A 22,551-nucleotide genomic window follows, 5' to 3' on the forward strand; every position below is an offset into this window, starting at 1 on the left:
GGTGGAAGGAGCCGGTGCATGCGCGCGTTCCTCGCCTTCCTGCTCGCCGCGCTGACGTTCGTCGCGGCCTGCGGTGACGCCCCGCCGACCAATCCCGGGCTGCGTACCGAACTGCTCGGCATGCTCAAGCAGGACCAGGAGGTCAGGACCCTCGAAGCGGCCCAGGAGGACTGGGATCGGGTCGAGAAGGCCAACACCGAGCGCATGCGCCAGATCCTCGACGCGCACGGCTGGCCCGGCCACGCCATGGTCGGCAAGGACGGCGCGCAGGCCGCCTGGGCGCTGGTCCAGCACGCCGACCGCGACCTGGACCTGCAGCGGCGCGGCCTGGAGCTGATGCGGCAGGCCGTGGAGAAGGGCGACGCCGATCCGTCCGACATGGCCTTCCTGGTGGATCGGGTGCGGGTGGCGGAGAAGAGGCCGCAGGTGTACGGCACCCAGTGGGAGACCGATCCCCAGGGCAATTGGCGGCCCCGCACGCCCATCGAGAACGAGGCGGAGGTGGACGAACGCCGCGCGGACGTCGGGCTGAAGACGTTGCGGGAGTACCTGGAAGAGCTCAAAACGGCCAAGTGACAGCTATATTGAAGCGCTGTTACATTGCTGGAGAGGAGCCCCTGATGTACCCCGCGATCGAACCCTATGAGACCGGCATGCTCGACGTCGGCGACGGCAACCTCATCTACTGGGAGGTCTGTGGCAATCCGGACGGCAAGCCCGCGGTCGTCGTCCACGGCGGGCCAGGATCGGGGTGCTCGGTCAACTCGCGCCGCACCTTCGACCCGGAACGGTTCCGAATAATCCTGTTCGACCAGCGCAACTGCGGCCGCAGCCGCCCGCACGCCAGTGACCCCGCCACCGACCTGACCCACAACACCACCCAGCACCTGATCGCCGACATGGAGCGGCTGCGCGAGCACCTCGGCGTCGACCAGTGGCTGCTGTACGGCGGGTCGTGGGGCTCGACGCTGATCCTGGCCTACGCCGAGACCCATCCGGAACGGGTGTCGGAGATCGTCATCGTCGCCGTCACGATGACCCGCCGCTCCGAGATCGAGTGGCTCTACCGGGGCGTCGGCAGGTTCTTCCCCGAGGAGCAGGAACGGTTCAGGCAGGGCGTGCCCGAGGCCGACCGCGAAGGTGACCTTTTCGCGCTGCTGGCGGGCTACGCACGGCTGTTGTCCGACCCCGACCGGCAGGTACGCGAGAAGGCCGCCACCGACTGGGTCACCTGGGAGGACGCGGTGATCTCGCAGGAGAGCAACGGCAAGCCGGGCGCCTACAGCGACCGGCCGGCCGACGCCGTGATGGCCATGACCCGCATCTGCTCCCACTACTTCGCCAACGCCGCCTGGCTGGAGGAGGGCGTGCTGCTGCGCGAGGCGGGCAAGCTGGCCGGCATCCCGGGCGCGCTGATCCACGGCCGCCTCGACCTGGGCGGGCCACTGCACACCGCGTGGGAGCTGAGCAAGGTCTGGCCGGACGCCGAACTGCACGTGGTCGAGGACTCCGGGCACACCGGCAGCCAGACGCTCAGGAAGGTCCTGCACGAGGCCATCGAGCGCTTCTCACCAGTGCAGGATCCGGCCACGGACTAACGTTTGCGGCCGGTGCGCGGGCGTGAGGGGCGGCGCTCGGGCGGCAGCACCTCCACCGACGTCTTGCGGATGTGGTCGTAGACCAGCGACGTACGCACGTCGGCGATGTTGCGGTGCCGCGACACGTGGTCGAGCACGAAGTCGCGCAGGTGCCCGGCGTCCCGCACGCCCACCTGGATGATGAAGTCGTCCCCGCCCGAGACGACGAACACGGCCAGCGTCTCGGGCAGCCCGGCGACGTAGTCGCGGAAGCCCTCCACCGCCTCGCGGATCTTGGGGTGCAGGCGCACGTTGATCAGCGCCTGCACCGGGCGGCCGATCGCGTCGAGGTTGACCTCGGCGTGGAAGCCCTCGATCACGCCGGCCGTGCGCAGCGAGCGCACCCGCTCCAGGCAGGTCGAGGGGGCGATGCCGAGGTGCTCGGCCAGTTCGCGGTTGGTCTGGCGGCCGTCGCGCTGCAACTCGGCGAGGATCGCCGTATCTAGTTCGTCCACGTACCCAGCTTGCCACCGGTTTCCGAATTTCCTTCGGAAACCGGCCACATCCTTTGGTGGAACAACGGCATAGGTGTGATTCTTCGGGGTGAACTTCGGAGAGAGGATCCGTGCATGAACGTGCTCGACGAGCTCGACCGCCGTACCGATCTGCCCACCAAGGAGCTGGCGGTCAAGTGGGTGATCGTGATCGACCGCGACCTGCCCCGCGGGCTGCAGGCCAACGCCGCGGCGTGCCTGGCCGCCTCCACCGGGGTCGCCGTGCCGGCGATCGTCGGTTCCGGCGGCGTGGACGCCTCGGGGCTGGCGCACGCCGGGCTGCCGTGGACGGGCTGCACGGTGCTGGGCGCGCCGGCCGCGATCGTGGCGCGGATCAGGAACGAGGCGGCGGCGGAGCCCGACCTGGTGGTGGCGGACATGGCCGCCATCGCGCAGCGGACCAACGTGTACGACGACTACCTGGCCGAACTGGCGCGTACGCAGGAGCCGCCGTACTACGCGGTCAGCCTGTTCGGGCCGCGGGAGGTCGTCGAGCGGCTCACGGGACGGCTGCCCCTGCTGCGCTGAGGCCGGATCAGATGGGCGGAACCAGGACGAAGTAGCGGTCGAGCAGGGCCTGGTCGCCGCGCACGCCCAGCCGGTCGGCCGGGATGCGCCGCCAGAGGAACAACATCAGGTCCGACGCCGTACCGGACAACTCGATGTCGAAGCCCCCGTCCTCGCCGAAGCCGAGCCGGACGTCCTCGACGTCGAAGCGCACCAGCCACTGGCCGGGCCCGTCGGTCCGTACGAAGCGGAAGCGCTCGCCCGCGCCCGGCGGAGCCTTCATCCAGGCGCGCCGCGCGGGAGCCATGACCTCGAACGTCTGCGTGACCGCGTTCGCCGCGATCTCCTCGGGGACCGGGCGGGCCGCGCCGAGGGCGTTCTCGGCGTCCCAGCGGTGCACGGCGGCCTCGATCGTCTGCATCCGCAACCAGAAGCCGACCGTCTGCTCCGGCGCCCACGTCCAGACCGTCTCGTCCGGCGGGTGCTCGCGGAACTGCCTGCCGAGCAGCTGCGCACCCTCGTCGAACCAGTCCAGCAGGCTCGGCGGGATCGGCCCCATGGTCGGGGCACGATCCGGCGCGGGCCAGCCGGTCATGTCGGCGGGGAACTCGGCCCTGGCCAGCCCGGCGGGGTCGATCGGCGGCACCCGCAGGCGTTCCCTGATGATGGTGCCCACCATCCGATGCACCATGCCCAGGTGAAGCACGAGGTCGGACATCGTCCAGGCCGGGCAGGACGGCACCATGGGCGCCTGGCCCGAGTCGGCCGCCCGGCGGGCGGCGTCGTGGAATGCGCGTACTTCCGCTGCGAAAGGTGCGGCAGAGTCCATGGATTTCACTCTGCCGCACCTCGAAGATCGACCTCCATCCGATTCTCAGTCGAAGAAGCGGGCGCTCTGGACGTACTCCATCGCCTTGACGAACTCCGGGTCGTTCATCCGGCTGCCCAGCTCCTCCTCCGGCACGTCCTCGATCCTGGACTGGATCCACCACAGGTTGCCGAACGGGTCGCGGACGCGGCCCACCCGGTCGCCCCAGTACAGATGGGTGACCTCCGTGATCGACGTGCCGCCGGCCTCGACGGCGCCGCGGTGCGTGGCGTCGGCGTCGGGGACGTACAGGCGCAGGAAGGCCGGGGTGGCCGGCCACTCCGGCGGGGCGTCGAAGAGCATCACGATCGCGTCGCCGATCCGGATCTCGGCGTGCCCGATGCGGCCTTCCGCGTCGGTCACCCGGCCCAGCTCGACGGCGTCGAACGCGGTCACCAGGTAGCGGATGAGCCCGTCGGTGTCGGCGGAGATGATCCACGGGGTGACAGTGGTGTATCCGTCGGGGATCGGCTTGACGGTCATGATTCCTCCTGAGAGTCGCGAACAAGACCGAAGGTAGAGGCCATGTAGGCCGGGACCTGTCCTACATGCGCGGCATGCTTGAAGTCATGAGTGATTCCCGTCTCCTCGCCCTGCTGTCACTGCTGCAGACCCCGCGCGAGTGGCCCGGCGGTGAGCTGGCCGAGCGCCTGGGCGTCAGCCGCCGCACGGTACGGCGAGACGTCGAACGGCTGCGCGACCTCGGTTACCCGGTGGCGGCCACGATGGGGGCGGTGGGCGGGTACCGGCTGGTCGCGGGCACGGCCATGCCGCCGCTGCTGCTGGACGACGAGGAGGCGGTGGCGATCACGGTCGGCCTGACCACCGCGGCCAGGCATCCCGTGCGCGGCATCGAGGAGGCGTCCGTGCGGGCCCTGGCCAAGCTGGAGCAGGTCCTGCCCACGCGGCTGCGCCACCGGGTCAGGTCGCTCGGCGGGGCCACCGTGCCCATGCCGGCCCTCGAAGGGGCGCAGGTCGATCCCGGGCGGCTGACCGCGCTGGCGGTGGCGGTGGAGGGCCGGGAGCGGGTGCGGTTCGGGTATCGGGCGCACGACGGTTCGCAGAGCCGGCGGCTGGTGGACCCGCATCGGCTGGTGGCGGCCGGGCGGCGCTGGTACCTGCTGGGCCACGACCTCGACCGCGACGACTGGCGGATCTACCGCATCGACCGCATCGACGATCTACAGGCCACCGGGGCCAGGATCGTGCCACGGGAGCCGCCGGGCGGGGACGCGGCGGCCTACGTGGCGGACAAGTTGTACACGTCGGCTCCCACGTACGAGGCCGTCGTCACGGTGCACACACCCGCGAACGAGGCGGTCAGGGCGCTGGGCGAGGTCACCCCGATCGGCGGGCGTGCGTGCCGGCTGCGCATGCACGCCGATACCCTCGACTGGCTGGCCTTCCGGCTGACCACGCTGAGCTGCGAGTTCGAGGTGCACGAACCGGCCGAGCTGATCACGCACCTGCGCGCGCTGGCCGCCCGCCTCACGCGTGCTGCCGCAGGAACTCCAGCACCATCGGACCCGCCACGTGCCTGAACTCCTCGAAGTAGGCGTGCCGCGCCCCTTCGATCATCCGCACCTCCGCGCCGGGGATGCGGCCGGCCAGCAGCGGGGCGTTGGCCGCGGGGTTGAACACGTCGTCGCTGCCGTGCACGACCAGTGTGGGTGCGGTGATGGCGGGCAGCACGTCCCAGGCGTCGTGGCGCGCGCTGGCGGCCAGGTGGCGGAGGCGGGCGTAGTGGGGCATGCCCGGGTCGCCGATCGTGAAATAGGGGCCGGGATGGGTGGCCAGCCAGGCGGGCGTGTACATGAGCTCAAGCAGCGCCCGCTCGGCCGCCGCCCGGTCCGGCTGGGCCAGCGACCTGCGTACGTCGTTGCTCCGCTCGACCCCGTGGGCGCCGCCGGGCGAACTGCAGCCGAGCACCAGCGCCCCCACCCGCGAGGGATGCTCGGCCGCCAGCCACTGGGCCACCCGCCCGCCCATGGACGTCCCGTACACGTGCGCCCGCTCCACCCCCGCCTCGTCCAGCACGGCCAGCACGTCGGCGGCGAACCCCCGGGTGCCGTACGGCTCGTCGGGCTTGTCGCTGTCGCCCGTGCCCCGGTAGTCGAGGGTGATGGTCTGGTACGCCGCGTCGAAGTCCGCGCGCACCGAGTCCCACCAGCGGTGGTCGTTGGACTGGCCCTGCAGCAGCACGAGGGGCCGGCCAGCGCCTCTGACCTGGTAGGACAGCTTCACGCCGCCCGGGGTGGTTACGTATGGCACGCCTCCGATGGTGCCCTACGCGAAAAAGTTCGGCGAAACCGGGTGCATGATGTCCGGTGAGCCGCCCCGGCTCCGACGTCCCTGCTGAAGACCACGAGAGAGGACGAACCATGAAGTACATGATCCTTTCGTACGCCTCCCAGCGGGACTACGACGAGATGGCCGGCAAGGACACCGGCCGCGCGTCCTGGACCCCGGAGGCCCTGGCAGCCATGCACGAGTTCATGACCACGGTCAACAAGGAACTGACGGAGTCCGGCGAACTGGTCGAGACGCGGGGGCTGGCCGCGCCGGTGCACACGCGCAGGGTCGGTGCCAGGGACGGCGCGCCGTACGTGACCGACGGGCCCTACGCCGAGACCCAGGAGGTGCTGGCCGGCTACTGGATCGTGGAGTGCGAGAGCTTCGACCGGGCCACCGAGATCGCCGGCCGGCTGGGGCAGTGCCCGTACCCCGGTGACCTGTACGCCGACGCCTACGCCGACATCCGGCCCCTCATCGACTCGTCAGAGGACCTGGGGTTCTGAACGGCGGCGGGGTGACTGAGGACCTGCTGCGCGAGCTGGCGCCGCAGGTCCTCGGCGCGCTCGTCCGGCGTTACGGGCATTTCGACACCGCCGAGGACGCCGTGCAGGAGGCGCTGCTCGCGGCGGCCACCCAGTGGCCCGAAGAGGGCTTACCGGACAGTCCACGCGCCTGGCTCATCACGGTGGCCGCCCGCCGGCTGACCGACCTGCTGCGCGCCGAGCAGGCGCGCCGCCGCCGTGAGGACGCCGTGGCGGCCAGGGCGCTACCGGAGGACTGGCGGCAGGCCCCCGCCGACCGGCCGCTCACAGCCTCCGACGCCGCCTCCGCCTCCGACTCCGACTCCGACGACACGCTCGTCCTGCTGTTCATGTGCTGCCATCCGTCGTTGTCGCCCGCCTCGCAGGTCGCGCTCACGTTGCGCGCCGTCGGCGGCCTGAGCACGGCGCAGATCGCCCGCGCGTTCATGGTGCCCGAGCCGACCATGACCCGCCGCATCACCCGGGCCAAACAGCGGATCAAGGACAGCGGCGTGCCGTTCCGCCTGCCGCGCGCCGCCGAGCGCGACCGGCGGCTGGGCGCGGTGCTGCACGTGCTCTACCTGATCTTCAACGAGGGGTACGCCAGCACCTCGGGCCCCGACCTGCACCGCGCCGAGCTGACGGCCGAGGCGATCAGACTGGCGCGGATGGTGCGCCGGCTGCTGCCCGATGACACGGAGGTGGCCGGGCTGCTGGCCCTCATGCTGCTCACCGACGCGCGCCGCCCCGCCCGTACCGGGCCCGACGGGGCGCTGATCCCGATGGCCGAGCAGGATCGCGGTCTGTGGGACGCCGCCCGCATCGCCGAGGGCGTCGAACTCGTCACGGACGCCCTGCCCCGGGGGACGCCGGGGCCGTACCAGCTCCAGGCCGCCATCGCCGCCCTGCACGACGAGGCGCCGACCGCGGCGGAGACCGACTGGCCGCAGATCACGGCCCTGTACGAACTGCTGCTGCGCATCGCCGACAACCCCATGGTGGCGCTCAACCACGCGGTCGCCGTGGCCATGGCCCGAGGCCCGCAGGCCGGCCTCGACCGGCTAGAACGGCTCGGCGGCGACGACCGGGTGTCCGGCGACCACCGGCTGCACGCGGTGCGCGCCCACCTGCTGGAGATGTCCGGCGACCACGAGGGGGCACGGGCGTCGTACGAGAGGGCGGCGGAACTGGCCATGAGCTTCCCCCAGCGGCGCTATCTGCGCTCCAGAGCGGCCCGCCTGGCCGGGCCCGGGGAAAATTAATCGGCGTGGGACGGGAATGCATCGCCGGGGGATGTGGTTACATACAGCGTGGCCGGTGTGCCCAGTGTCCCCGGGCCTCACCTATTGCCTTCGCGGACTACCGTTCGGCTGGAGCCGCGTTGTGCCTTTCGCCGAGAGGCGACACGCACACCGGTACGCACTCGTGGGGCGCCCGCCCTCTCCGGAGGGCGGGCGCTCACGTGTTTTTCTGATCCCAGTACGGGTCCGTGATGCCGCCGGGAGCGGCCATCGCCTCCGCGTCGATCCCGGTCAGCCGGGCCCCCGCCTGGTAGGCGCTGTCCAGGAACTCCAGCACCGCCCCCACGGGATCGTCCATGCCGCGCACGTCGTCGTAGCGCAACACGGCCAGATGGCTGCCCCTGGCGGCCAGCCACTCGGCCTGCGCCGGACGCAGCGGCTCGCGTTCCAGCCCGTCGGGCTCCGGCGCGGTGTAGGAGTAGAAGGCCGGCCACGGCCGCTCCTTGTCGCCGAACCAGAACCCCGAGCTGATCACCTCCCAGCTGTAGGCCTCCCGCGTGACCGGATCGGCCTGCGGTGAGACCTTCACCACCCGGCCGGTGAAGCGGGTGACCGCGATGTCGAAGGTGTGCCAGAAGTGGTGCACGGGGCTCGTCTTGCCGGCGAAGTCGGCGGCGAAACGGTCCAGGAGTTGCACCACCTGCGACAGGATGCGCCAGTACCGGTTGATGAGCACCGGGTCGTAGCGGGCGTGCAGGGTGTCCTCGGCGAACGGCGTGCTGTCGCCCATGTCGAACGGCACCGCCCAGATCTCCGGCCGGATCCCCAGCCCCGCAAGGGTCTCGAAGAGCCGGTCGTGGAACGAGGCCACCGACCGGCCGATCAGGCTGAACTCCGCGCTGCGGCCGTCGAAGACGTCCACCACCAGCCGGTGGCGTACGAGGTCGAAGTCCACGCTGAACAGCGGCTGCTCGCCCAGCCCGCCCATCGGCCGGGTGGTGAGCCCGCGCCCCGTGGGATGGAAGGGCACCTGCCACCAGTGGTTGCGGCGGTTGCTCGATGCCAGCCGGATCTTGCCCACGATCTGCGCGAACCGGTGAAAGGTCTCCTTGGCCTCCGTCCATTCCGCCAGCGGCATGGCCGGGAACAGCTCCATGACGGCCCCCTCCGACGTAGAGCATTTCCCTGCAATCGTAACTACTGGGAGTATTCGACCGGATCCCCGGGGTCGTGGAACGCGGCCCGGAGGCCGGGCCGCGCCACCGTTCAGCCGGAGCTGACGTACTTTCTCGGCCGCAATGCATGGGAGCGCAGCGCCGCCAGCGCCGCGAGCTGGCCCGGCCGGTCCATCCGCACCGCCAGGTCGTCGCTGAACGCCAGCCCCAGCGCCGTGAGCTGGGCCACCAGATCGTTCACCGGCCCGGCGACGTCCTCCAGGTTCGTCGCCGGATGCCAGCCCTCGCCGCCCACCACCTCGGCCACCCGCTCGCGCAGCTGGCCGGGCGACATCAGCGTGCCGTCGGCGAGCAGCAGCAGCGCGGCCTCCCTGGCCGACACCTCGAACTCGTGCTCGCCCCTGGCCAGCAGCAGCCGGGTGACCGCCCGCCACATGGCCGACTTCGACTTCAGCAGCCGCATGCCGTAGTCGGTGATGGCCAGCTTGGCGCCGTCGTACCTGATCGCCCCCAGCTCCCGCTCGGCCAGGTCACGCAGCCGCAGCGCCTCGGGCGAGGGCGCCAGCCGCAGCGGCAGGCTCTCCCCCGAGGCGGCCAGGGACAGCAGCCGGTTCAGCGTCGGCAGCGGTTGTGGCGTCACCGGGGCGTGCAGGCGCACCTCGAACGGCTGGGCCAGCTTCCGCCTGGCCGGGCCGCGCCCCAGCACCCAGCGGTTGAGCCGCTCGCCGTGCACCCGGTTGAGCCAGCTGTCGCCGCCCAGGTCGGTGCGCGGCTCGGTGAGCCAGCGGCGGGTCAGCGCCGTGCGGTCCACACTCTCGCCGGCCACGATGGCCAGCTCCAGCGCGGCGGAGCAGGCGATGTGCGCGCCCAGCTCCTCCGGCCCCATGATCATGCTCCACTGCAGTTCTGGTACGTCGGGCGGGAGCACACCCGTGGCCTCCAGCGCCTGCTGGTAGGCGGTCGTGCCGGCGTCCTCGCCCTCATGGGCGTAGGTGCGCAGGATCTGTACGGTCGTCGAGGACACGCAGAGAGCGGCATAGCGGTCCATGCCGCCGAGCTGGAGCAGCCGCCCCAGCGAACGGGCCAGGCGCTCCAGGTCGGTGCTGACCTTCATCGGCCCGACCTTGAGCGGCAACGTGTACCAGAGGAACTCGCAGACGTCGAGCTGGGTCACCGTCTCCAGCGGCTCCCCACCCGTCAACCATTCGACGGCGGTCCTGGCCTCCTCGGCCAGATCCGGCTGAGATCGCTCCAACTCGGCGAGCAGGGCGGTGACATCCGGTGCACTCATGCCTCGAAGTTTGCCGTATCGACCCCGGGCCTGACGATGACCGAAACCGGTGCGTATTGGGTCTTGCACAGCGACTACCTAAAAAACCCCTATTGAGGTGACTGTAACGTGATCATATCCACCGTTTCTCAAACAACATGCGGGCCTTCCAGTCGGCGTAGGGAATCAGCTCGGCGGACAGGATCGGATGCAGCCACCAGAAGTTGATCAGTGCCAGGAGGGCGAAGGCGCCCACGGCGGCCGCACCGAGGGTACGCCGCAGGGGAACGGTGCCCTTGGCCGTCACGGTGGACGGCCCGATCAGCAGCCCGGCGCACAGGGTGATGGCCAGCACCATGAACGGCACCATCGGGATGGCGTAGAACAGGAACATCGTGCGGTTGTCCGCGAGGGCGAAGTAGAACCAGGGCAGCCAGGCCATGACGTAGGCCAGGAGCACGGCCCCGGCCCGCCAGTCGCGCGAGGAGACGTACCAGGCGATCAGGGCCACCAGCGCGGCCAGCGCGCCGAACCAGATGATCGGCGTGCCCACGCCGAGCACGGCCTCCGAGCAGTCCTTGACGCCGCACGCGTTCGACTTGCTCTCGTAGTAGAAGGCGACCGGGCGCAGCAGCAGCGGCCACGACCACGGCTCGGACATGTACGGGTGCGAGGTCTCCAGGCCGCTGTGGAAGGTGAAGACCTGCCACTGGTACTGCACCCACGACCGCATCGAGTCGAAGACGAAGAACAGCGGGTTGCCGGCCGAGGTGGCCTGGTCCCAGTTGCGGCCGTAGCCGTCGTGGTTGACGAACCAGCCCGCCCAGGTCGCCATGTAGGCCACGAACGGCACGATGCCGAAGGCGACCACGCCCTGCGGCACGTCCTTGGCGAACGCCCCCTTGTACGGCTGGCGCAGCCCCACGGCCCGGCGGGCGCCGAAGTCCCACATCAGCGACATGATCGCGAACGCGACCGCGAACGCCAGCCCCGACCACTTGACCGACATCGCGAAGGCCAGGCACACCCCGGCCCCGATCCGCCACCATCTGATGCCCAGCGACGGGCCCACCGACGAGACCGGCGAGTTCTCGTACCAGGTGACCAGCTTCTCGCGGGTCTGGTCGCGGTCGACCACCAGGCAGGCGAACGCCGCCAGTGCCCAGAACATCAGGAAGATGTCCAGCAGCGCCGTGCGCGAGAGCACGAAGTGCAGGCCGTCCAGCGCCAGCAGCAGGCCCGCGAAGCAGCCGAGCAGCGTCGAGCGGGTCATCCTGCGCGCCACCCTGGCCAGGATGAGGATGGACAACGTGCCGATCACCGCGGCGGCGAAGCGCCAGCCGAACGGGTTGAGCCCGAACATCCACTCGCCCAGGCCGATCATCCACTTGCCCAGCGGCGGGTGCACGACGTAGGAGGCGCACTTCTCGAAGTCCTGCGGCGAGCACGCCTGGAAGATGTCGGTGTTGCCGGCCAGGATGCCCTTGTCGGCGTCCTTGATCGTGACCTTCTCGACGCCGTGCGTGATCAGCGAGAAGGCGTCCTTCATGTAGTAGGTCTCGTCGAAGACCACGGACTTGGGATGGCCGAGGCCGATGAAGCGCAGGATCCCGCCGAAGAGGGTGATCAGCAGTGGTCCGGCCCATCCCCAGAACACGCTGCCGCGCATGGGAGGTATGACCCGATCACGTACGGACTGCGCCCTGGGTTGGCTCTCGCCGGCCTCCGAGCTCTCGTAGGCCTGGTACGGGGAATCGGTCACCGCCATTCGGACATCGTACGGGCCCCAGAGCGGTGGTTACCCAAGAAACACGGTCTATTTGGGATGCGCTGCCACAATGGTCAGGTGACTGAGAACGGCAGGTTGGTGCTGGCAGGAGCCCCCATAGGCCAGGTCGGAGACGTCTCTCCGCGACTGCGCGAGGTGCTGGAGAGCGCCGACGTGGTGGCCGCCGAGGACACGCGCCGGCTGCGCAGGCTCGTCGCCGATCTCGGCGTCGAGCTCACCGCCAGGGTGGTGTCCTACTACGACCAGAACGAGGCGGGCCGCGCCCAGGAGCTCGTCGAGGCGCTGAAACAGGGCCGCACGGTCGTGGTGATCACCGACGCGGGCATGCCGGGCGTGTCGGACCCGGGCTACCGCCTGACGCATCTGGCCGTCGAGGCGGGCATCACCGTCACCGCGCTGCCGGGGCCGAGCGCCGTCACCACCGCGCTGGCCGTGTCCGGGCTGGCCAGCGACCGGTTCTGCTTCGAGGGCTTCCCGCCGCGCAAGTCCGGCGAGCGGGCCCGCAGCCTGGCCGCGCTGGCGGCCGAGGAGCGCACGATGGTCTTCTTCGAGGCGCCGCACCGCCTGGCCGACTCCCTGCAGGCCATGGCGCAGGCGTTCGGCCCCGACCGGCGGGCGGCGGTGTGCAGGGAGCTGACCAAGACCTACGAGGAAGTGCGCAGGGGCGGGCTGGCCGAACTGGCCGAATGGGCGGCGCCCGGCGTCAAGGGCGAGATCACGGTCGTGGTGGCGGGATATCCGGCGGGCGAGGTGGAGCAGGACCTGGACGCCCTGGCCGCCGAGGTGGAGCGCAGGGTCTCCGGTGGCGAGCGGCGCGGGCAGGCGGTGGCCGAGGTGGCCAAGGGCGCCGGCGTACCCAAACGAGAGCTGTATGACCTGGTTCACAGGAGAACTCCCACCCCATAGGGTGCGCATCGTGAAGAACTGGGGGGTGTCGGCGCAGCGGCTGGTCCCGCCGATGCCGGGCGGCGCCCTCCTGGGCTGGCTCGGGCCGCTCGCGGTGGCGATCTTCGGCGGACTGCTGCGCTTCATCAGGCTCGGCGAGCCGAAGGCCGTGGTGTTCGACGAGACGTTCTACGTCAAGGACGCCTACTCGCTGATCACGCACGGCGTCGAGCGGGTCATGCTCGGCGACGACAAGGACCCCATCTCCGACCGGCGCATCATGGCCGGCAACCTGGACATCTTCAAGGACTGTCCCCAGCCTGCGGACTGCGGCTCCTTCGTGGCGCACCCGCCGCTGGGCAAGTGGATGATCGGCGCGGGCGAGTGGCTGTTCGGGATGAACCCGTTCGGCTGGCGCTTCGTGGCGGCGCTCGCGGGCACGCTGTCCATCCTCATCCTGGCCAGGGTCGCGCGCAGGATGACCCGCTCGACGCTGCTCGGCTGCCTGGCAGGGACGCTGCTGGCGCTCGACGGGCTGCACCTGGTGTTGTCCAGGACGGCGCTGCTGGACATCTTCCTGATGTTCTGGGTGCTGGCCGGGTTCGCCTGCCTGGTGGCCGACCGTGACTGGGCCAGGGGGCGGCTGGCGGGCTGGTACGACGCCTCGGTCTCCGCGCGCACCGAACGGGGCCCGCGGCTGGGATGGCGGCCGTGGCGGCTGGCGGCGGGGTTGTGCCTGGGGGCCGCTTGCGCGGTCAAATGGTCGGGGATCTTCTTCCTCATCGCGTTCGCGGTCATGTCGCTGATGTGGGACTTCGGCGCCCGGCGGGCGGTGGGGCTGCGGGAGGCGTACCGGGGGTCGCTGGCGTACGACCTGCCGGGCGGGTTCGGCGCCCTGGCGATCGTGCCCGCGGTGACCTTCGTGGCCTCGTGGACCGGGTGGTTCGCCACCGCGGGCGGCTGGGGCCGCAACTGGGACCAGGCCACCTCCGCGGGCAACCCGTTCTTCTTCGCGCTGGACTCGGCGCGCTCGTGGCTGCAGTACCAGTCGCAGGTCCTCGGCTACCACAGCGGCCTGGACACCTACCACTCGTGGATGTCGGAGCCCTGGCACTGGCCGCTGCTCTTACGGCCGGTCTCCTTCTGGTACCCCGCGAACCTGCCGCCGTCGGCCTGCGGCAGCGACCAGTGCTCCCAGGCGGTGCTGGGCGTCGGCACCCCCGCACTCTGGTACGCCGCCGCGCTCGCCGTGATCGCGCTCGTCGCCTGGTACTTCTCCTCCCGCGACTGGCGGGCCGGGGCCGTGCTGCTGGCCTTCGCGGCCGGCTGGCTGCCCTGGTTCTACTACGCCATCGCCGACAACCGCACGATGTACCTGTTCTACATGATCCCCGTCGTGCCGTTCATGGTGCTGGCCCTCACGTTGTGCGCCGGGCTCGTCCTCGGCAGGCGGGACGCCCCGCCCGCCAGGAGGGCGGCCGGGGCGGCGGCAGTGGGCGCGTTCACGCTCATCGTGCTGATCAACTTCTGGTGGTTGTCACCGGTGCTGACCGCCGAGACGGTCACGCACGCGCAGTGGTGGTCCCGGATGTTGATGACTTCTTGGGTGACCGGCGCGCCCAAGTGACCCCGCGGCGCAGCGTGATCGCCGCCGCTATGCAGGCCAGCGGCACGGCGGGAAGCACGTAGCGGTAGTCGAACTCCGCCGTGGCCGCCGGGGCCAGCAGCAGGCCGACCGCGCCCAGCCAGGGCAGCGCCACCGGGCCGCCGAACTTGCGCCAGCGCACCACGACCCCGTACAGGCCGATCAGCAGGATCCCGCCGACCACGATGCCGCGCAGGTAGAACACCTGCTGGTAGCTGCTCATGATCGTGGCCCAGGGCTGCACGATGCGCGTCTCCGGGGGCCCCTGCTCGTAGCTGAACGCGTCGGTGTCGGTCCGGCCACCGGCGTAGGAGGACCACTTCGGCAGCCGTTTGGGCTGGCCGTTCTCGTCGATCTCGACGTACGGCTTGAACTGGTACATGTTGTACGTCGACTCGTCCGGGAAACGCGGGCGCGACCAGTGGAAGGAGCGGAAGAAGTCGCGCGCCACCACCTGCAGGTAGTCGCCGGGCTGCGACAGGATGGCCCGGGTCGCGAACGCGCTGGCCGCCTCGTTGGTGATCTCGCTCCACTTCTTGTTGGTGCCCCAACGGTGCAGCACCTCGCCGGTGCCGGTGCCGTCGCCGTTGCCCTGACCCCACAGGTACCACTGCGCGTAGTCCTTGCGCTGGTTGACCGGGTCGTTGATGCACAACAGCAGGAGCTGGACCTCTTTGTACTTGTCGATGTCCATCTTGTTGCAGTCGGCGAAGATGGCGGTGCGCATGTAGAGGATGAGCCCGTCGCTGTTGGTCATCGCGAACTTGCCGTACGCGGAGGCGAACCACCCCATGTACGCCATCACCGGGATCGCGCAGGCGGTGATCAACGCCACGATCGGCCGCCAGCCGGTCCGCTTGACCAGAAGATAGAGCACCACGAGCGCCAGGATCGGCAGGCCGATCGACCGCGTCAGCCAGGTCAGCGCCAGCAGCAGGCCGATGACCAGGCCCGCCTTCCAGCTCAGCCGCCGCTTCCACAACACCAGGGTGATGACGCCCACCACGAGCAGCATGAACATGGTGTCGGACATGATCAGCTGTTCGAGCTGGATCTGGTAGGCGTCGAGCAACACCGGCGCGGCCGCCAGCGTGGCGCCCCACTTCGGCAGCCTGAACTTGATCCGCAGCAGCGCGTAGATCAGGCACGCCGTGGCCAGACCCATCACGTGCTGCAAAAAGACGACCAGCGTGAAGCTGTGGAACGGCTGCAGCAACATCAGCCAGAAGCTGTAGCCGTCGGGCCTGATCGGGTGCGGCCGCGGATGCAGCGCCACCGAGACGTACTCGTAGGAGTCGTTGAACCACATGGCCGGGCCGTAGCCGAGCATGGTGATCAGCCGCAGCACGGCGCCGACGCCGAAGACCGCGGCGAACACCCGATGCCTGCGCACCATGGACAGCAGACGTGCCGTCCTGCCAGGGGCGGAGTGGTCCACAGGGGTAATCTCCGCGACGCTCACCATGCTGTAAAGAATGCCAGTCGTTTTCGGGTCTGTGCCCGAGCATGGGCTCCTTCAAGGCATGATGGTTCACTGGAAGAGCCTTAACTGAAGGGTAGACACGTGGAACTGACGGTGGTCATGCCCTGCCTCAACGAGGCGGAGACCGTGGAAGTCTGTGTACGCAAGGCACTGGCGTGCATGGAGGAGCACGGCATCGAGGGCGAGGTACTGATCGCCGACAACGGCAGCTCGGACGGCTCACAGCAGCTCGCCCGCGATGCCGGTGCTCGTGTCGTGCATGTGGATGAAAAGGGCTATGGAAACGCCCTGATGGGCGGCATCAGGGCCGCACGCGGCAAATACGTCATCATGGGCGATGCCGACGACTCCTACGATTTCACCTCGCTGCTGCCGTTCGTCGAGCAGCTCCGCGACGGTGCCGACCTGGTCATGGGCAACCGCTTCAGGGGCGGCATCGCCCCGGGCGCCATGCCGCCGCTCCACCGCTACCTGGGCAACCCGGTGTTGTCCTTCATCGGCCGGCTGTTCTTCCCGTCGGCGATCAAGGACTTCCACTGCGGGCTGCGCGGTTTCCGCCGTGACTCGATCCTGCGGCTGCAGCTCCAGACGGGCGGCATGGAGTTCGCCTCCGAGATGGTGGTCCGCTCCACGCTGTCGGGCCTCGACGTGCGCGAGGTGCCCACGACGCTCGCCCCCGACGGCCGTTCCCGCCCGCCGCACCTGCGCTCCTGGCGCGACGGCTGGCGCCACCTGCGCTTCCTGCTCCTCTACAGCCCGAAGTGGCTGTTCTTCTACCCCGGCGTGCTGATGATGATCGTCGGCCTGGTGGCGGGGACGGCGCTCGTGTTCGGCCCGGTCGAGATCGGCGAGCTCGCCTTCGACGTCGACACGCTGGTCGGCTCGGCCGCCCTGGTGGTGATCGGCTTCCAGGCGGCGCTGTTCGCGGTCTTCACCAAGGTGTACGCGGCGGAGGAGGGCTTCCTGCCGGAGTCGCCACGCATCCGGCGGCTGATCGGCATCGTGAGCCTGGAGAAGGGGCTCGTGGTGGGCGGCCTGCTGGCGCTGGCCGGTCTGGTCGGGCTGGTGATGTCGCTGGTGCACTGGCAGGTGCGCAGCTTCGGTGAGCTGAACCCGCGCGAGTCGCTGCGCCTGGTGGTGCCGTCGGCGACGGCGTTCGTCATGAGCTTCCAGACGATCTTCGCCGCACTGTTCATCAGCATTTTGGGCATCCGCCGCACCCGCGAAACCCCGATCGACCACGCCGCCGCGGCGGCGGAGGAAGCATTCTCGAAGACCTCTCTCGAAGAGACCAAGCGATAAACAGCATTTTTTACGCGGTGCCGTGGCCGGCCACCCACCGCCGCTGGTTCCCGTCTGTCCAGGGAAACGCCCGCTGACCGGTCAGTGGCGCGCCGCCGTAACGGCGCGCACTGCCGGCCGGTTACGTGGTCAGGAGGGCCCGGTAACCGGGTAACTTGGGCTCGCGTTGCGGCGGGTCACCGGTGAAGGGTTCAGCGGGCGTTTCCTGGAGGGCCATCAGCCGAAGTGCGGCGGGTGGGGAACCATGGCAACGCGTAACAGATGATCCCAAGCCCGCCGAAGTGCGGCGGGTGGGAACCATGGCAACGCGTAACAGATGATCTTCTAAGACCCCGTAGGCTAAGAACCATGTCCCAGCACATCTTGACCGCCGTTGCGTGGCCTTACGCCAATGGTCCTCGGCACATCGGGCACGTGTCCGGTTTTGGCGTTCCGTCTGATGTTTTCAGTCGTTACCAGCGCATGGCGGGCAACAAGGTGCTGATGGTGTCCGGCACCGACGAGCACGGCACACCCATCCAGGTCCAGGCCGACAAGGAGGGCGTGACGGCCAGGGAGCTGGCCGACCGCTACAACCGCGTCATCGCCGAGGACCTGACCGGGCTCGGCCTGTCCTACGACCTGTTCACCAGGACCACCACCAAGAACCACTACGCCGTCACGCAGGCGATCTTCAAGGGCCTCTACGACAACGGCTACATCTTCCCCAAGACCACGATGGGCGCGATCTCGCCGTCCACCGGCCGCACGCTGCCCGACCGCTACATCGAGGGCACCTGCCCCATCTGCGGCTACGACGGCGCGCGCGGCGACCAGTGCGACAACTGCGGCAACCAGCTCGACCCGATCCAGCTCGTCAACCCCAAGAGCCGCATCAACGGCGAGACGCCGACGTTCGTCGAGACCGAGCACTTCATGCTCGACCTGCCCGCCTTCGCCGAGGTGCTCGGCACCTACCTGCAGTCCAAGCAGGGCGAGTGGCGGCCCAACGTGCTGAAGTTCGCCCTCAACCTGCTCGGCGACCTGCAGCCCCGGGCGATCAGCCGCGACCTCGACTGGGGCGTGCCGATCCCGCTCGACGGCTGGCGCGACCAGCCCAACAAGCGGCTCTACGTGTGGTTCGACGCGGTCATCGGCTACCTGTCGGCCTCCATCGAGTGGGCCAGGCGCTCGGGCGACCCCGACGCGTGGCGCCAGTGGTGGCAGAACCCCGACGCCCGCGGCTACTACTTCATGGGCAAGGACAACATCGTCTTCCACGCCGAGATCTGGCCGGCGATGTTGTTCGGCTACAGCGGCATCGGCGCGCGCGACGGCTCGCCAGGCCCGCTGGGCGCGCTCGACGTGCCGTCCGAGGTGGTTTCCAGCGAGTTCCTGACGATGGAGGGCAAGAAGTTCTCCTCCTCCCGGCAGATCGTCATCTACGTGCGCGACTTCCTGGCCCGCTACGACGCCGACGCGCTGCGCTACTACATCGCCGTGGCAGGACCGGAGAACCAGGACACCGACTTCACCTGGCAGGAGTTCGTCAACCGCAACAACGGCGAGCTGGTCGCGGCCTGGGGCAACCTGGTCAACCGGTCCATCTCGATGGCGGCCAAGAACTTCGGCGCCGTGCCCGAGGCGGGCGACCTCACCGACGCCGACCGGGTGTTGCTGGAGCGCTCGCGCAAGGCGTTCGGCCCGGTGGGCGCGGAGCTGGGCCGGTCTCGGTTCAAGAACGCGATCACCGAGGCGTTCGACGTGGTCCGCGAGGCCAACAAGTACCTGGCCGAGCAGGAGCCGTGGAAGCTCAAGGACGACCCGGAGCGGCAGAAGTCCATCCTGCACGTCGCGCTGCAGGTCGTGGACGACGCCAAGACGATGCTCACGCCGTTCCTGCCCAGCTCCTCCAACAAGGTCTTCGACATGCTCGGCGGCGAGGGCGTGTGGTCGGGCATGCCGGAGATCCGCGAGGTCGACGAGGACGGCGGCACCCCGTACCCGGTGATCACCGGCGAGTACGACGGCGCGGCCCGCTGGGAGCACCGGCCGATCAAGCCGGGCACGCCGCTGGCGCCGCCCGTGCCGCTGTTCAAGAAGCTCGACCCGAAGGTCGTGGACGAGGAGCTGGCCCGGCTGGGCGAGTGATCCCCTAGTCCTTCAGCGTGACGGCGGAGGCGGTCCTCCTGACCGGCTTCGCCGTCACGGCGGCTACTTTAGATGGCGTGACCAAGCTTCCGGCCGCACCAGAGCCGCTTTCCGCGCCCGTGTTCGACAGCCACTGCCACCTCGACATCATGGTGGGCAACCGGCAGGCGTCATCGGGCGATCCGGTGGCGCAGGCCGCGCAGGCGGCGGCGGCCAGCGTGCGCGGCATCCTCGACGACGCGCGGGCCGTCGGCGTGACGCGGCTGGTGACGATCGGCTACGACCTGGCCTCCTCCCGCTGGAACGCCGAGGTGTCGGCCGAGCAGGAGGGCGTGTACGCCGGCGTCGCCATCCACCCGAACGAGGCCCACGAGGCCACGCCCGAGGTGCTGGCCGAGATCGAGTCGCTGGCCGGGCGGCCGGAGGTGCGGGCGGTCGGGGAGACGGGCCTCGACTACTACCGCGACTGGGCGAGCAGGGACGACCAGCACGCGAGCTTCCGCGCGCACATCGAGATCGCCAAGCGCACCGGCAAGGCGCTGGTGATCCACGACCGTGAGGCGCACGACGACGTGCTGAAGGTGCTGGCCGCCGAGGGTGCGCCGGACAAGGTGGTCTTCCACAGCTTCTCGGGTGACGCCGAAATGGCGAAAAAGTGCGTCGAAGCGGGATATTTCATGTCGTTCTCCGGGCCGGTGACGTACAAGAACGCCGGCTACCTGCGCGAGGCGGCCGAGGTCGCGCCCGCCGAGCTCATGCTGGTCGAGACCGACGCTCCCTACCTGCCGCCCGTCCCGCACCGTGGCAAGCCCAACGCCCCTTATCTCATCCCGCTCGTCCTGCGCTGCCTCGCCGAGGTCAAAAAGGTACATCCGGATGAGTTGTGTGAGGCGATCAGCGTCAACGGAGTCACCGTCTTCGGCGAGTGGTGACCATCTTTTGGTGAACCGGTAGTTACGGGGGCGGGACCAGCGCTAGCGTTCGGGCGGTCCTGCCGCCCTACCGGAGGTTGGTTCGTGCGAGGAAAGAGGCGTGCGCCCCGTCCGCCGATCCCGTGGCTTTCGCCGTGGACGCCGGTTGTGTGCGTGGCGGGCGCGGTGGCAGTCGGCGCGCTCGTCGCGGTGTCGTCCCTGGTCAAAGAGGTTGTCGTGGTCGTCGATGGCGAGCACAGGCCGGTCCGCGCGTTCGCGGGGACCGTGGCGGAGGTGCTCGCCGAGGCCGAGGTGTCGGTGGGGTACGGCGACGTCGTGAGCCCGTCCTCGCTGAACGAGGTCGACGACGGCGCCACGATCGAGGTGCGCCGCGCCCGCCCCATCACCCTGACGCTCGACGGCCGCACCAGCAAACACCTGGTCACCGCCACGAACGTGGGCGACGCCCTGGCCGAGCTCGACATCGCCCCCGCCGCCGGCGGCAAGTTCTCGGCCACGCCCGCCGACGCGGTGCCGCTTGAGGGCATGGAGCTGACGGTGTACACAAGGCGGAAGGTGTACGTCGTGGCCGGCACCACGCGGCTGACCTCGCGTACGACGGCCAGGACGGTACGCGAGGTGCTCAGGCAGAAGCGCGTCGCCCTGCGCCGGGGCTACCAGGTGGACCCGCCGCTGAGCAGCTTCCCCAAGAACGGCACGGTCATCACGGTCAGCCCGCCCCGCTCCGTACCGATCCGGTCCGACGTACTCCAGCTCGACTGGCGGGCGCTGGCCATGTGCGAGTCGCACGGGAACCCGCAGGCGTACAACCCGGACGGGCCTTACTACGGCATGTACCAGTTCAGCCTGGCCATGTGGCAGGCCGTGGGCGGGATGGGCCTGCCGAACACCTGGCCGGAGGACGAGCAGACCTACCGGGCCCAGCTCCTGTACCAGCAGGTGAGCGGCAAGTGGCAGGGCCAGTGGCCGCACTGCGGCGAACGCCTGTTCACCGCCGCCGCCTCCTGACACGCGACCAACCGGATGCTCAGCCCCTCAAGCGGCTCCAACCGGACGCTGAGCCTTCAACGGCGCTTCAACCGGACGCTGAACTCTTCAACGGGGCTTCAACCGGATACTGAGGACCCGAAGTCGGCCCCCTTGGGCGGCTGGAGCGGCTGGAGCGCGTCGTCGTTGCGTGCGGCAACCGAGACCTTCCCGTACGGTGGCGCGTCCGGCTGGCCCACGAACAGTTTGTTCCCGCTGAAGGCCACCGACCAGCCGAACAGGCCGTCCTTGGCCGTCAGGGTCCGGTCCTCGGCGGCGTTCTTCCACGAGACGATCCGCACGCCGTTCCCGTACGGGGCGCCGATCGCCAGCCGGCCGTCGGAGGAGGCGGCCATCGAGAACCCGAACGCCTGCTTGGCCGCCTGCGTCACCCGCCTGATGGGTTTCCTGGCGGGATTCAGCAGTTCCACGTAACCGGGTCCCGGTGAGCTGATGGCGTAACCGGAGCCCTCGGAGTAGGCGACCGCGTAGCCGTACCGGTCACCGGACTTGGCGGTCGGCGAGTCCAGCTTGAATGAGGTGATCTTCGTCGCCAGCACGTCGTCGATGAAGACGACCGAGCCCGAGTCGATCTTGCCGGCCTCGATCTGGCGGCCCGCGCCGTCGTCGTTCTCGTACGGCACGCCGACGACCAGCCCGTTCTCCGGCCCGAACGCCATCGACCAGCCGAACTGGTCGCCGACCTCGCTGTTGCCCCGCACGTCCACGGTCTCCTGGCTGATCCTGCGCAGCTCCGTCGCGCCCTTGCGTACGTAGATGGCGCCCACGTCCAGGAGCTGGGACTCGTCCTCGTACGGCGCGCCTATCACGACCAGGTCGCCGCGCGCGGCCAGCGACCAGCCGAAGTGCGCGAACCGCTGGGGCTGGGGCGCGGTCAGGCGCTGCGGGGGCGTCGTGCCGCCGCCGTAGACGATGTACGCGGCCCCGGCGTCCTCGACGCCGTCCACGTCCGCGTACGGCGCGCCGATGACCAGGTCGGCGCAGGCGTCACCATCGACCTGCGCCAGCCGCACGGACCAGCCGAACCCGTCGCCATCGGCGGGCCCGGGAACGGTCACGGGGACGACCTTGCCACCCGACAACACATGCACGGCACCCGTCCGGTCGGCGAACGGATCGCCCACCGCCACGTCGTCCACCCCGTCCCCGTCGAAGTCGGAAGCTCCGGCGCACGCCACGCCACTGAAGGCCATGGCAGTGACACCCATGGCCCCTGCACCATTCGTGGCACCCGTGGCACCCGTGGCACCCGTGGCACCCGTGGCACCCGTGGCGTTCGTGGCACCTGCGGCATCCGTGGCACCTGCGGCACTCGTGGCATTTGCGGCAG

21 protein-coding genes are annotated in these 22,551 nt (G+C 69.8%); 12 read left to right on the forward strand and 9 right to left on the reverse strand.

Annotation, left to right across the window (positions count from 1 at the left end; genetic code table 11):
• Nucleotides 1-18: 18 nt before the first annotated feature.
• Together AB0I81_RS16270 and pip are read left to right on the forward strand one after the other, a co-directional pair.
• Nucleotides 19-576, forward strand: coding sequence for a DUF6624 domain-containing protein (locus AB0I81_RS16270; RefSeq protein WP_360656666.1), 558 nt, complete (start codon nt 19-21; stop codon nt 574-576).
• Nucleotides 577-620: 44 nt separating this feature from the next.
• The gene (gene pip / locus AB0I81_RS16275) at nt 621-1,598 is read left to right on the forward strand and encodes a prolyl aminopeptidase (RefSeq protein WP_360656669.1); all 978 of its coding nucleotides are present in this window, start codon (nt 621-623) and stop codon (nt 1,596-1,598) included.
• Here pip and AB0I81_RS16280 read toward each other — a convergent pair.
• On the reverse strand, nt 1,595-2,092 hold the full coding sequence (locus tag AB0I81_RS16280; RefSeq protein ID WP_360656672.1) for an Lrp/AsnC family transcriptional regulator: 498 nt from the start codon (nt 2,090-2,092) through the stop codon (nt 1,595-1,597). The two genes, pip and AB0I81_RS16280, sit on opposite strands and share 4 nt — an antisense overlap.
• A 114-nt stretch (nt 2,093-2,206) precedes the next feature.
• Between AB0I81_RS16280 and AB0I81_RS16285 the strand changes: the two genes are divergently transcribed.
• On the forward strand, nt 2,207-2,659 hold the full coding sequence (locus tag AB0I81_RS16285) for a DUF2000 domain-containing protein (protein ID WP_360656675.1): 453 nt from the start codon (nt 2,207-2,209) through the stop codon (nt 2,657-2,659).
• A 7-nt stretch (nt 2,660-2,666) separates the two neighbouring features.
• On the opposite strand, the gene AB0I81_RS16290 is transcribed toward AB0I81_RS16285, so the two are convergent.
• Together AB0I81_RS16290 and AB0I81_RS16295 are read right to left on the reverse strand one after the other, a co-directional pair.
• On the reverse strand, nt 2,667-3,467 hold the full coding sequence (locus AB0I81_RS16290; RefSeq protein ID WP_360656678.1) for a maleylpyruvate isomerase family mycothiol-dependent enzyme: 801 nt from the start codon (nt 3,465-3,467) through the stop codon (nt 2,667-2,669).
• Nucleotides 3,468-3,512: 45 nt separating this feature from the next.
• On the reverse strand, nt 3,513-3,989 hold the full coding sequence (locus AB0I81_RS16295) for a VOC family protein (RefSeq protein ID WP_360656681.1): 477 nt from the start codon (nt 3,987-3,989) through the stop codon (nt 3,513-3,515).
• Nucleotides 3,990-4,063: 74 nt separating this feature from the next.
• On the opposite strand from AB0I81_RS16295, the gene AB0I81_RS16300 reads away from it, so the two are divergent.
• Complete coding sequence (locus AB0I81_RS16300) at nt 4,064-5,047, forward strand: WYL domain-containing protein (RefSeq protein WP_360656684.1); 984 nt, start codon at nt 4,064-4,066, stop codon at nt 5,045-5,047.
• On the opposite strand, the gene AB0I81_RS16305 is transcribed toward AB0I81_RS16300, so the two are convergent.
• Nucleotides 4,995-5,777, reverse strand: coding sequence for an alpha/beta fold hydrolase (locus tag AB0I81_RS16305; protein ID WP_360656687.1), 783 nt, complete (start codon nt 5,775-5,777; stop codon nt 4,995-4,997). The two genes, AB0I81_RS16300 and AB0I81_RS16305, sit on opposite strands and share 53 nt — an antisense overlap.
• Before the next feature lie 110 nt (nt 5,778-5,887).
• On the opposite strand from AB0I81_RS16305, the gene AB0I81_RS16310 reads away from it, so the two are divergent.
• Together AB0I81_RS16310 and AB0I81_RS16315 are read left to right on the forward strand one after the other, a co-directional pair.
• Entirely contained in the window at nt 5,888-6,304 is a 417-nt protein-coding gene (locus AB0I81_RS16310) for a YciI family protein (protein WP_360656690.1), read from the forward strand.
• 11 nt (nt 6,305-6,315) lie between these two features.
• Nucleotides 6,316-7,584, forward strand: a complete 1,269-nt coding sequence (locus tag AB0I81_RS16315; protein ID WP_360656693.1) for a sigma-70 family RNA polymerase sigma factor — start codon at nt 6,316-6,318, stop codon at nt 7,582-7,584.
• 196 nt (nt 7,585-7,780) lie between these two features.
• Here AB0I81_RS16315 and AB0I81_RS16320 read toward each other — a convergent pair whose 3' ends face one another.
• The 3 genes from AB0I81_RS16320 to AB0I81_RS16330 all read right to left on the reverse strand — a co-directional run bounded on the left by AB0I81_RS16320 (nt 7,781) and on the right by AB0I81_RS16330 (nt 11,776).
• Nucleotides 7,781-8,719 (reverse strand): DUF5996 family protein, encoded by a 939-nt coding sequence (locus tag AB0I81_RS16320; protein ID WP_360656695.1) that lies wholly within the window; start codon nt 8,717-8,719, stop codon nt 7,781-7,783.
• A 110-nt stretch (nt 8,720-8,829) separates the two neighbouring features.
• Nucleotides 8,830-10,029, reverse strand: a complete 1,200-nt coding sequence (locus AB0I81_RS16325; protein WP_360656698.1) for a hypothetical protein — start codon at nt 10,027-10,029, stop codon at nt 8,830-8,832.
• A gap of 112 nt (nt 10,030-10,141) precedes the next feature.
• A complete protein-coding gene (locus AB0I81_RS16330; RefSeq protein ID WP_360656701.1) occupies nt 10,142-11,776 on the reverse strand; it encodes a phospholipid carrier-dependent glycosyltransferase in 1,635 nt (544 codons plus the stop codon).
• A gap of 78 nt (nt 11,777-11,854) precedes the next feature.
• Between AB0I81_RS16330 and rsmI the strand changes: the two genes are divergently transcribed.
• Nucleotides 11,855-12,703, forward strand: coding sequence for a 16S rRNA (cytidine(1402)-2'-O)-methyltransferase (rsmI, locus tag AB0I81_RS16335; RefSeq protein WP_360656704.1), 849 nt, complete (start codon nt 11,855-11,857; stop codon nt 12,701-12,703).
• A gap of 10 nt (nt 12,704-12,713) precedes the next feature.
• Nucleotides 12,714-14,309, forward strand: coding sequence for a phospholipid carrier-dependent glycosyltransferase (locus AB0I81_RS16340; protein ID WP_360656707.1), 1,596 nt, complete (start codon nt 12,714-12,716; stop codon nt 14,307-14,309).
• Here the strand turns inward: AB0I81_RS16340 and AB0I81_RS16345 are convergent.
• A complete protein-coding gene (locus AB0I81_RS16345) occupies nt 14,245-15,792 on the reverse strand; it encodes a hypothetical protein (protein ID WP_360656710.1) in 1,548 nt (515 codons plus the stop codon). The genes AB0I81_RS16340 and AB0I81_RS16345 overlap by 65 nt on opposite strands.
• Before the next feature lie 99 nt (nt 15,793-15,891).
• On the opposite strand from AB0I81_RS16345, the gene AB0I81_RS16350 reads away from it, so the two are divergent.
• The 4 genes from AB0I81_RS16350 (at nt 15,892) to AB0I81_RS16365 (ending at nt 21,182) form a co-directional block, all read left to right on the forward strand.
• The gene (locus AB0I81_RS16350; RefSeq protein ID WP_360656713.1) at nt 15,892-17,112 is read left to right on the forward strand and encodes a glycosyltransferase family 2 protein; all 1,221 of its coding nucleotides are present in this window, start codon (nt 15,892-15,894) and stop codon (nt 17,110-17,112) included.
• Between the two features lie 348 nt (nt 17,113-17,460).
• Entirely contained in the window at nt 17,461-19,242 is a 1,782-nt protein-coding gene (gene metG, locus AB0I81_RS16355; RefSeq protein ID WP_360656716.1) for a methionine--tRNA ligase, read from the forward strand.
• A gap of 77 nt (nt 19,243-19,319) precedes the next feature.
• Nucleotides 19,320-20,174, forward strand: coding sequence for a TatD family hydrolase (locus AB0I81_RS16360; RefSeq protein WP_360656719.1), 855 nt, complete (start codon nt 19,320-19,322; stop codon nt 20,172-20,174).
• Between the two features lie 165 nt (nt 20,175-20,339).
• The gene (locus AB0I81_RS16365; RefSeq protein ID WP_360656721.1) at nt 20,340-21,182 is read left to right on the forward strand and encodes a ubiquitin-like domain-containing protein; all 843 of its coding nucleotides are present in this window, start codon (nt 20,340-20,342) and stop codon (nt 21,180-21,182) included.
• A 98-nt stretch (nt 21,183-21,280) separates the two neighbouring features.
• On the opposite strand, the gene AB0I81_RS16370 is transcribed toward AB0I81_RS16365, so the two are convergent.
• Nucleotides 21,281-22,429 (reverse strand): hypothetical protein, encoded by a 1,149-nt coding sequence (locus AB0I81_RS16370; RefSeq protein ID WP_360656724.1) that lies wholly within the window; start codon nt 22,427-22,429, stop codon nt 21,281-21,283.
• Between the last annotated feature and the right edge of the window lie 122 nt (nt 22,430-22,551).

It is taken from the genome of Nonomuraea sp. NPDC050404, from assembly GCF_040655495.1.
Classification (GTDB): Bacteria; Actinomycetota; Actinomycetes; order Streptosporangiales; family Streptosporangiaceae; genus Nonomuraea.

Coding starts and splice junctions, on each gene's coding strand:
- metG (WP_360656716.1), top strand. CDS start 17,461: ATGTCCCAGCACATCTTGACCGCCGTTGCGTGGCCTTACGCCAATGGT.
- AB0I81_RS16325 (WP_360656698.1), bottom strand. CDS start 10,029: ATGAGTGCACCGGATGTCACCGCCCTGCTCGCCGAGTTGGAGCGATCT.
- AB0I81_RS16295 (WP_360656681.1), bottom strand. CDS start 3,989: ATGACCGTCAAGCCGATCCCCGACGGATACACCACTGTCACCCCGTGG.
- AB0I81_RS16290 (WP_360656678.1), bottom strand. CDS start 3,467: ATGGACTCTGCCGCACCTTTCGCAGCGGAAGTACGCGCATTCCACGAC.
- AB0I81_RS16370 (WP_360656724.1), bottom strand. CDS start 22,429: ATGGGTGTCACTGCCATGGCCTTCAGTGGCGTGGCGTGCGCCGGAGCT.
- AB0I81_RS16270 (WP_360656666.1), top strand. CDS start 19: ATGCGCGCGTTCCTCGCCTTCCTGCTCGCCGCGCTGACGTTCGTCGCG.
- AB0I81_RS16285 (WP_360656675.1), top strand. CDS start 2,207: ATGAACGTGCTCGACGAGCTCGACCGCCGTACCGATCTGCCCACCAAG.
- AB0I81_RS16310 (WP_360656690.1), top strand. CDS start 5,888: ATGAAGTACATGATCCTTTCGTACGCCTCCCAGCGGGACTACGACGAG.
- AB0I81_RS16300 (WP_360656684.1), top strand. CDS start 4,064: ATGCTTGAAGTCATGAGTGATTCCCGTCTCCTCGCCCTGCTGTCACTG.
- AB0I81_RS16320 (WP_360656695.1), bottom strand. CDS start 8,719: ATGGAGCTGTTCCCGGCCATGCCGCTGGCGGAATGGACGGAGGCCAAG.
- AB0I81_RS16330 (WP_360656701.1), bottom strand. CDS start 11,776: ATGGCGGTGACCGATTCCCCGTACCAGGCCTACGAGAGCTCGGAGGCC.
- pip (WP_360656669.1), top strand. CDS start 621: ATGTACCCCGCGATCGAACCCTATGAGACCGGCATGCTCGACGTCGGC.
- AB0I81_RS16345 (WP_360656710.1), bottom strand. CDS start 15,792: ATGGTGAGCGTCGCGGAGATTACCCCTGTGGACCACTCCGCCCCTGGC.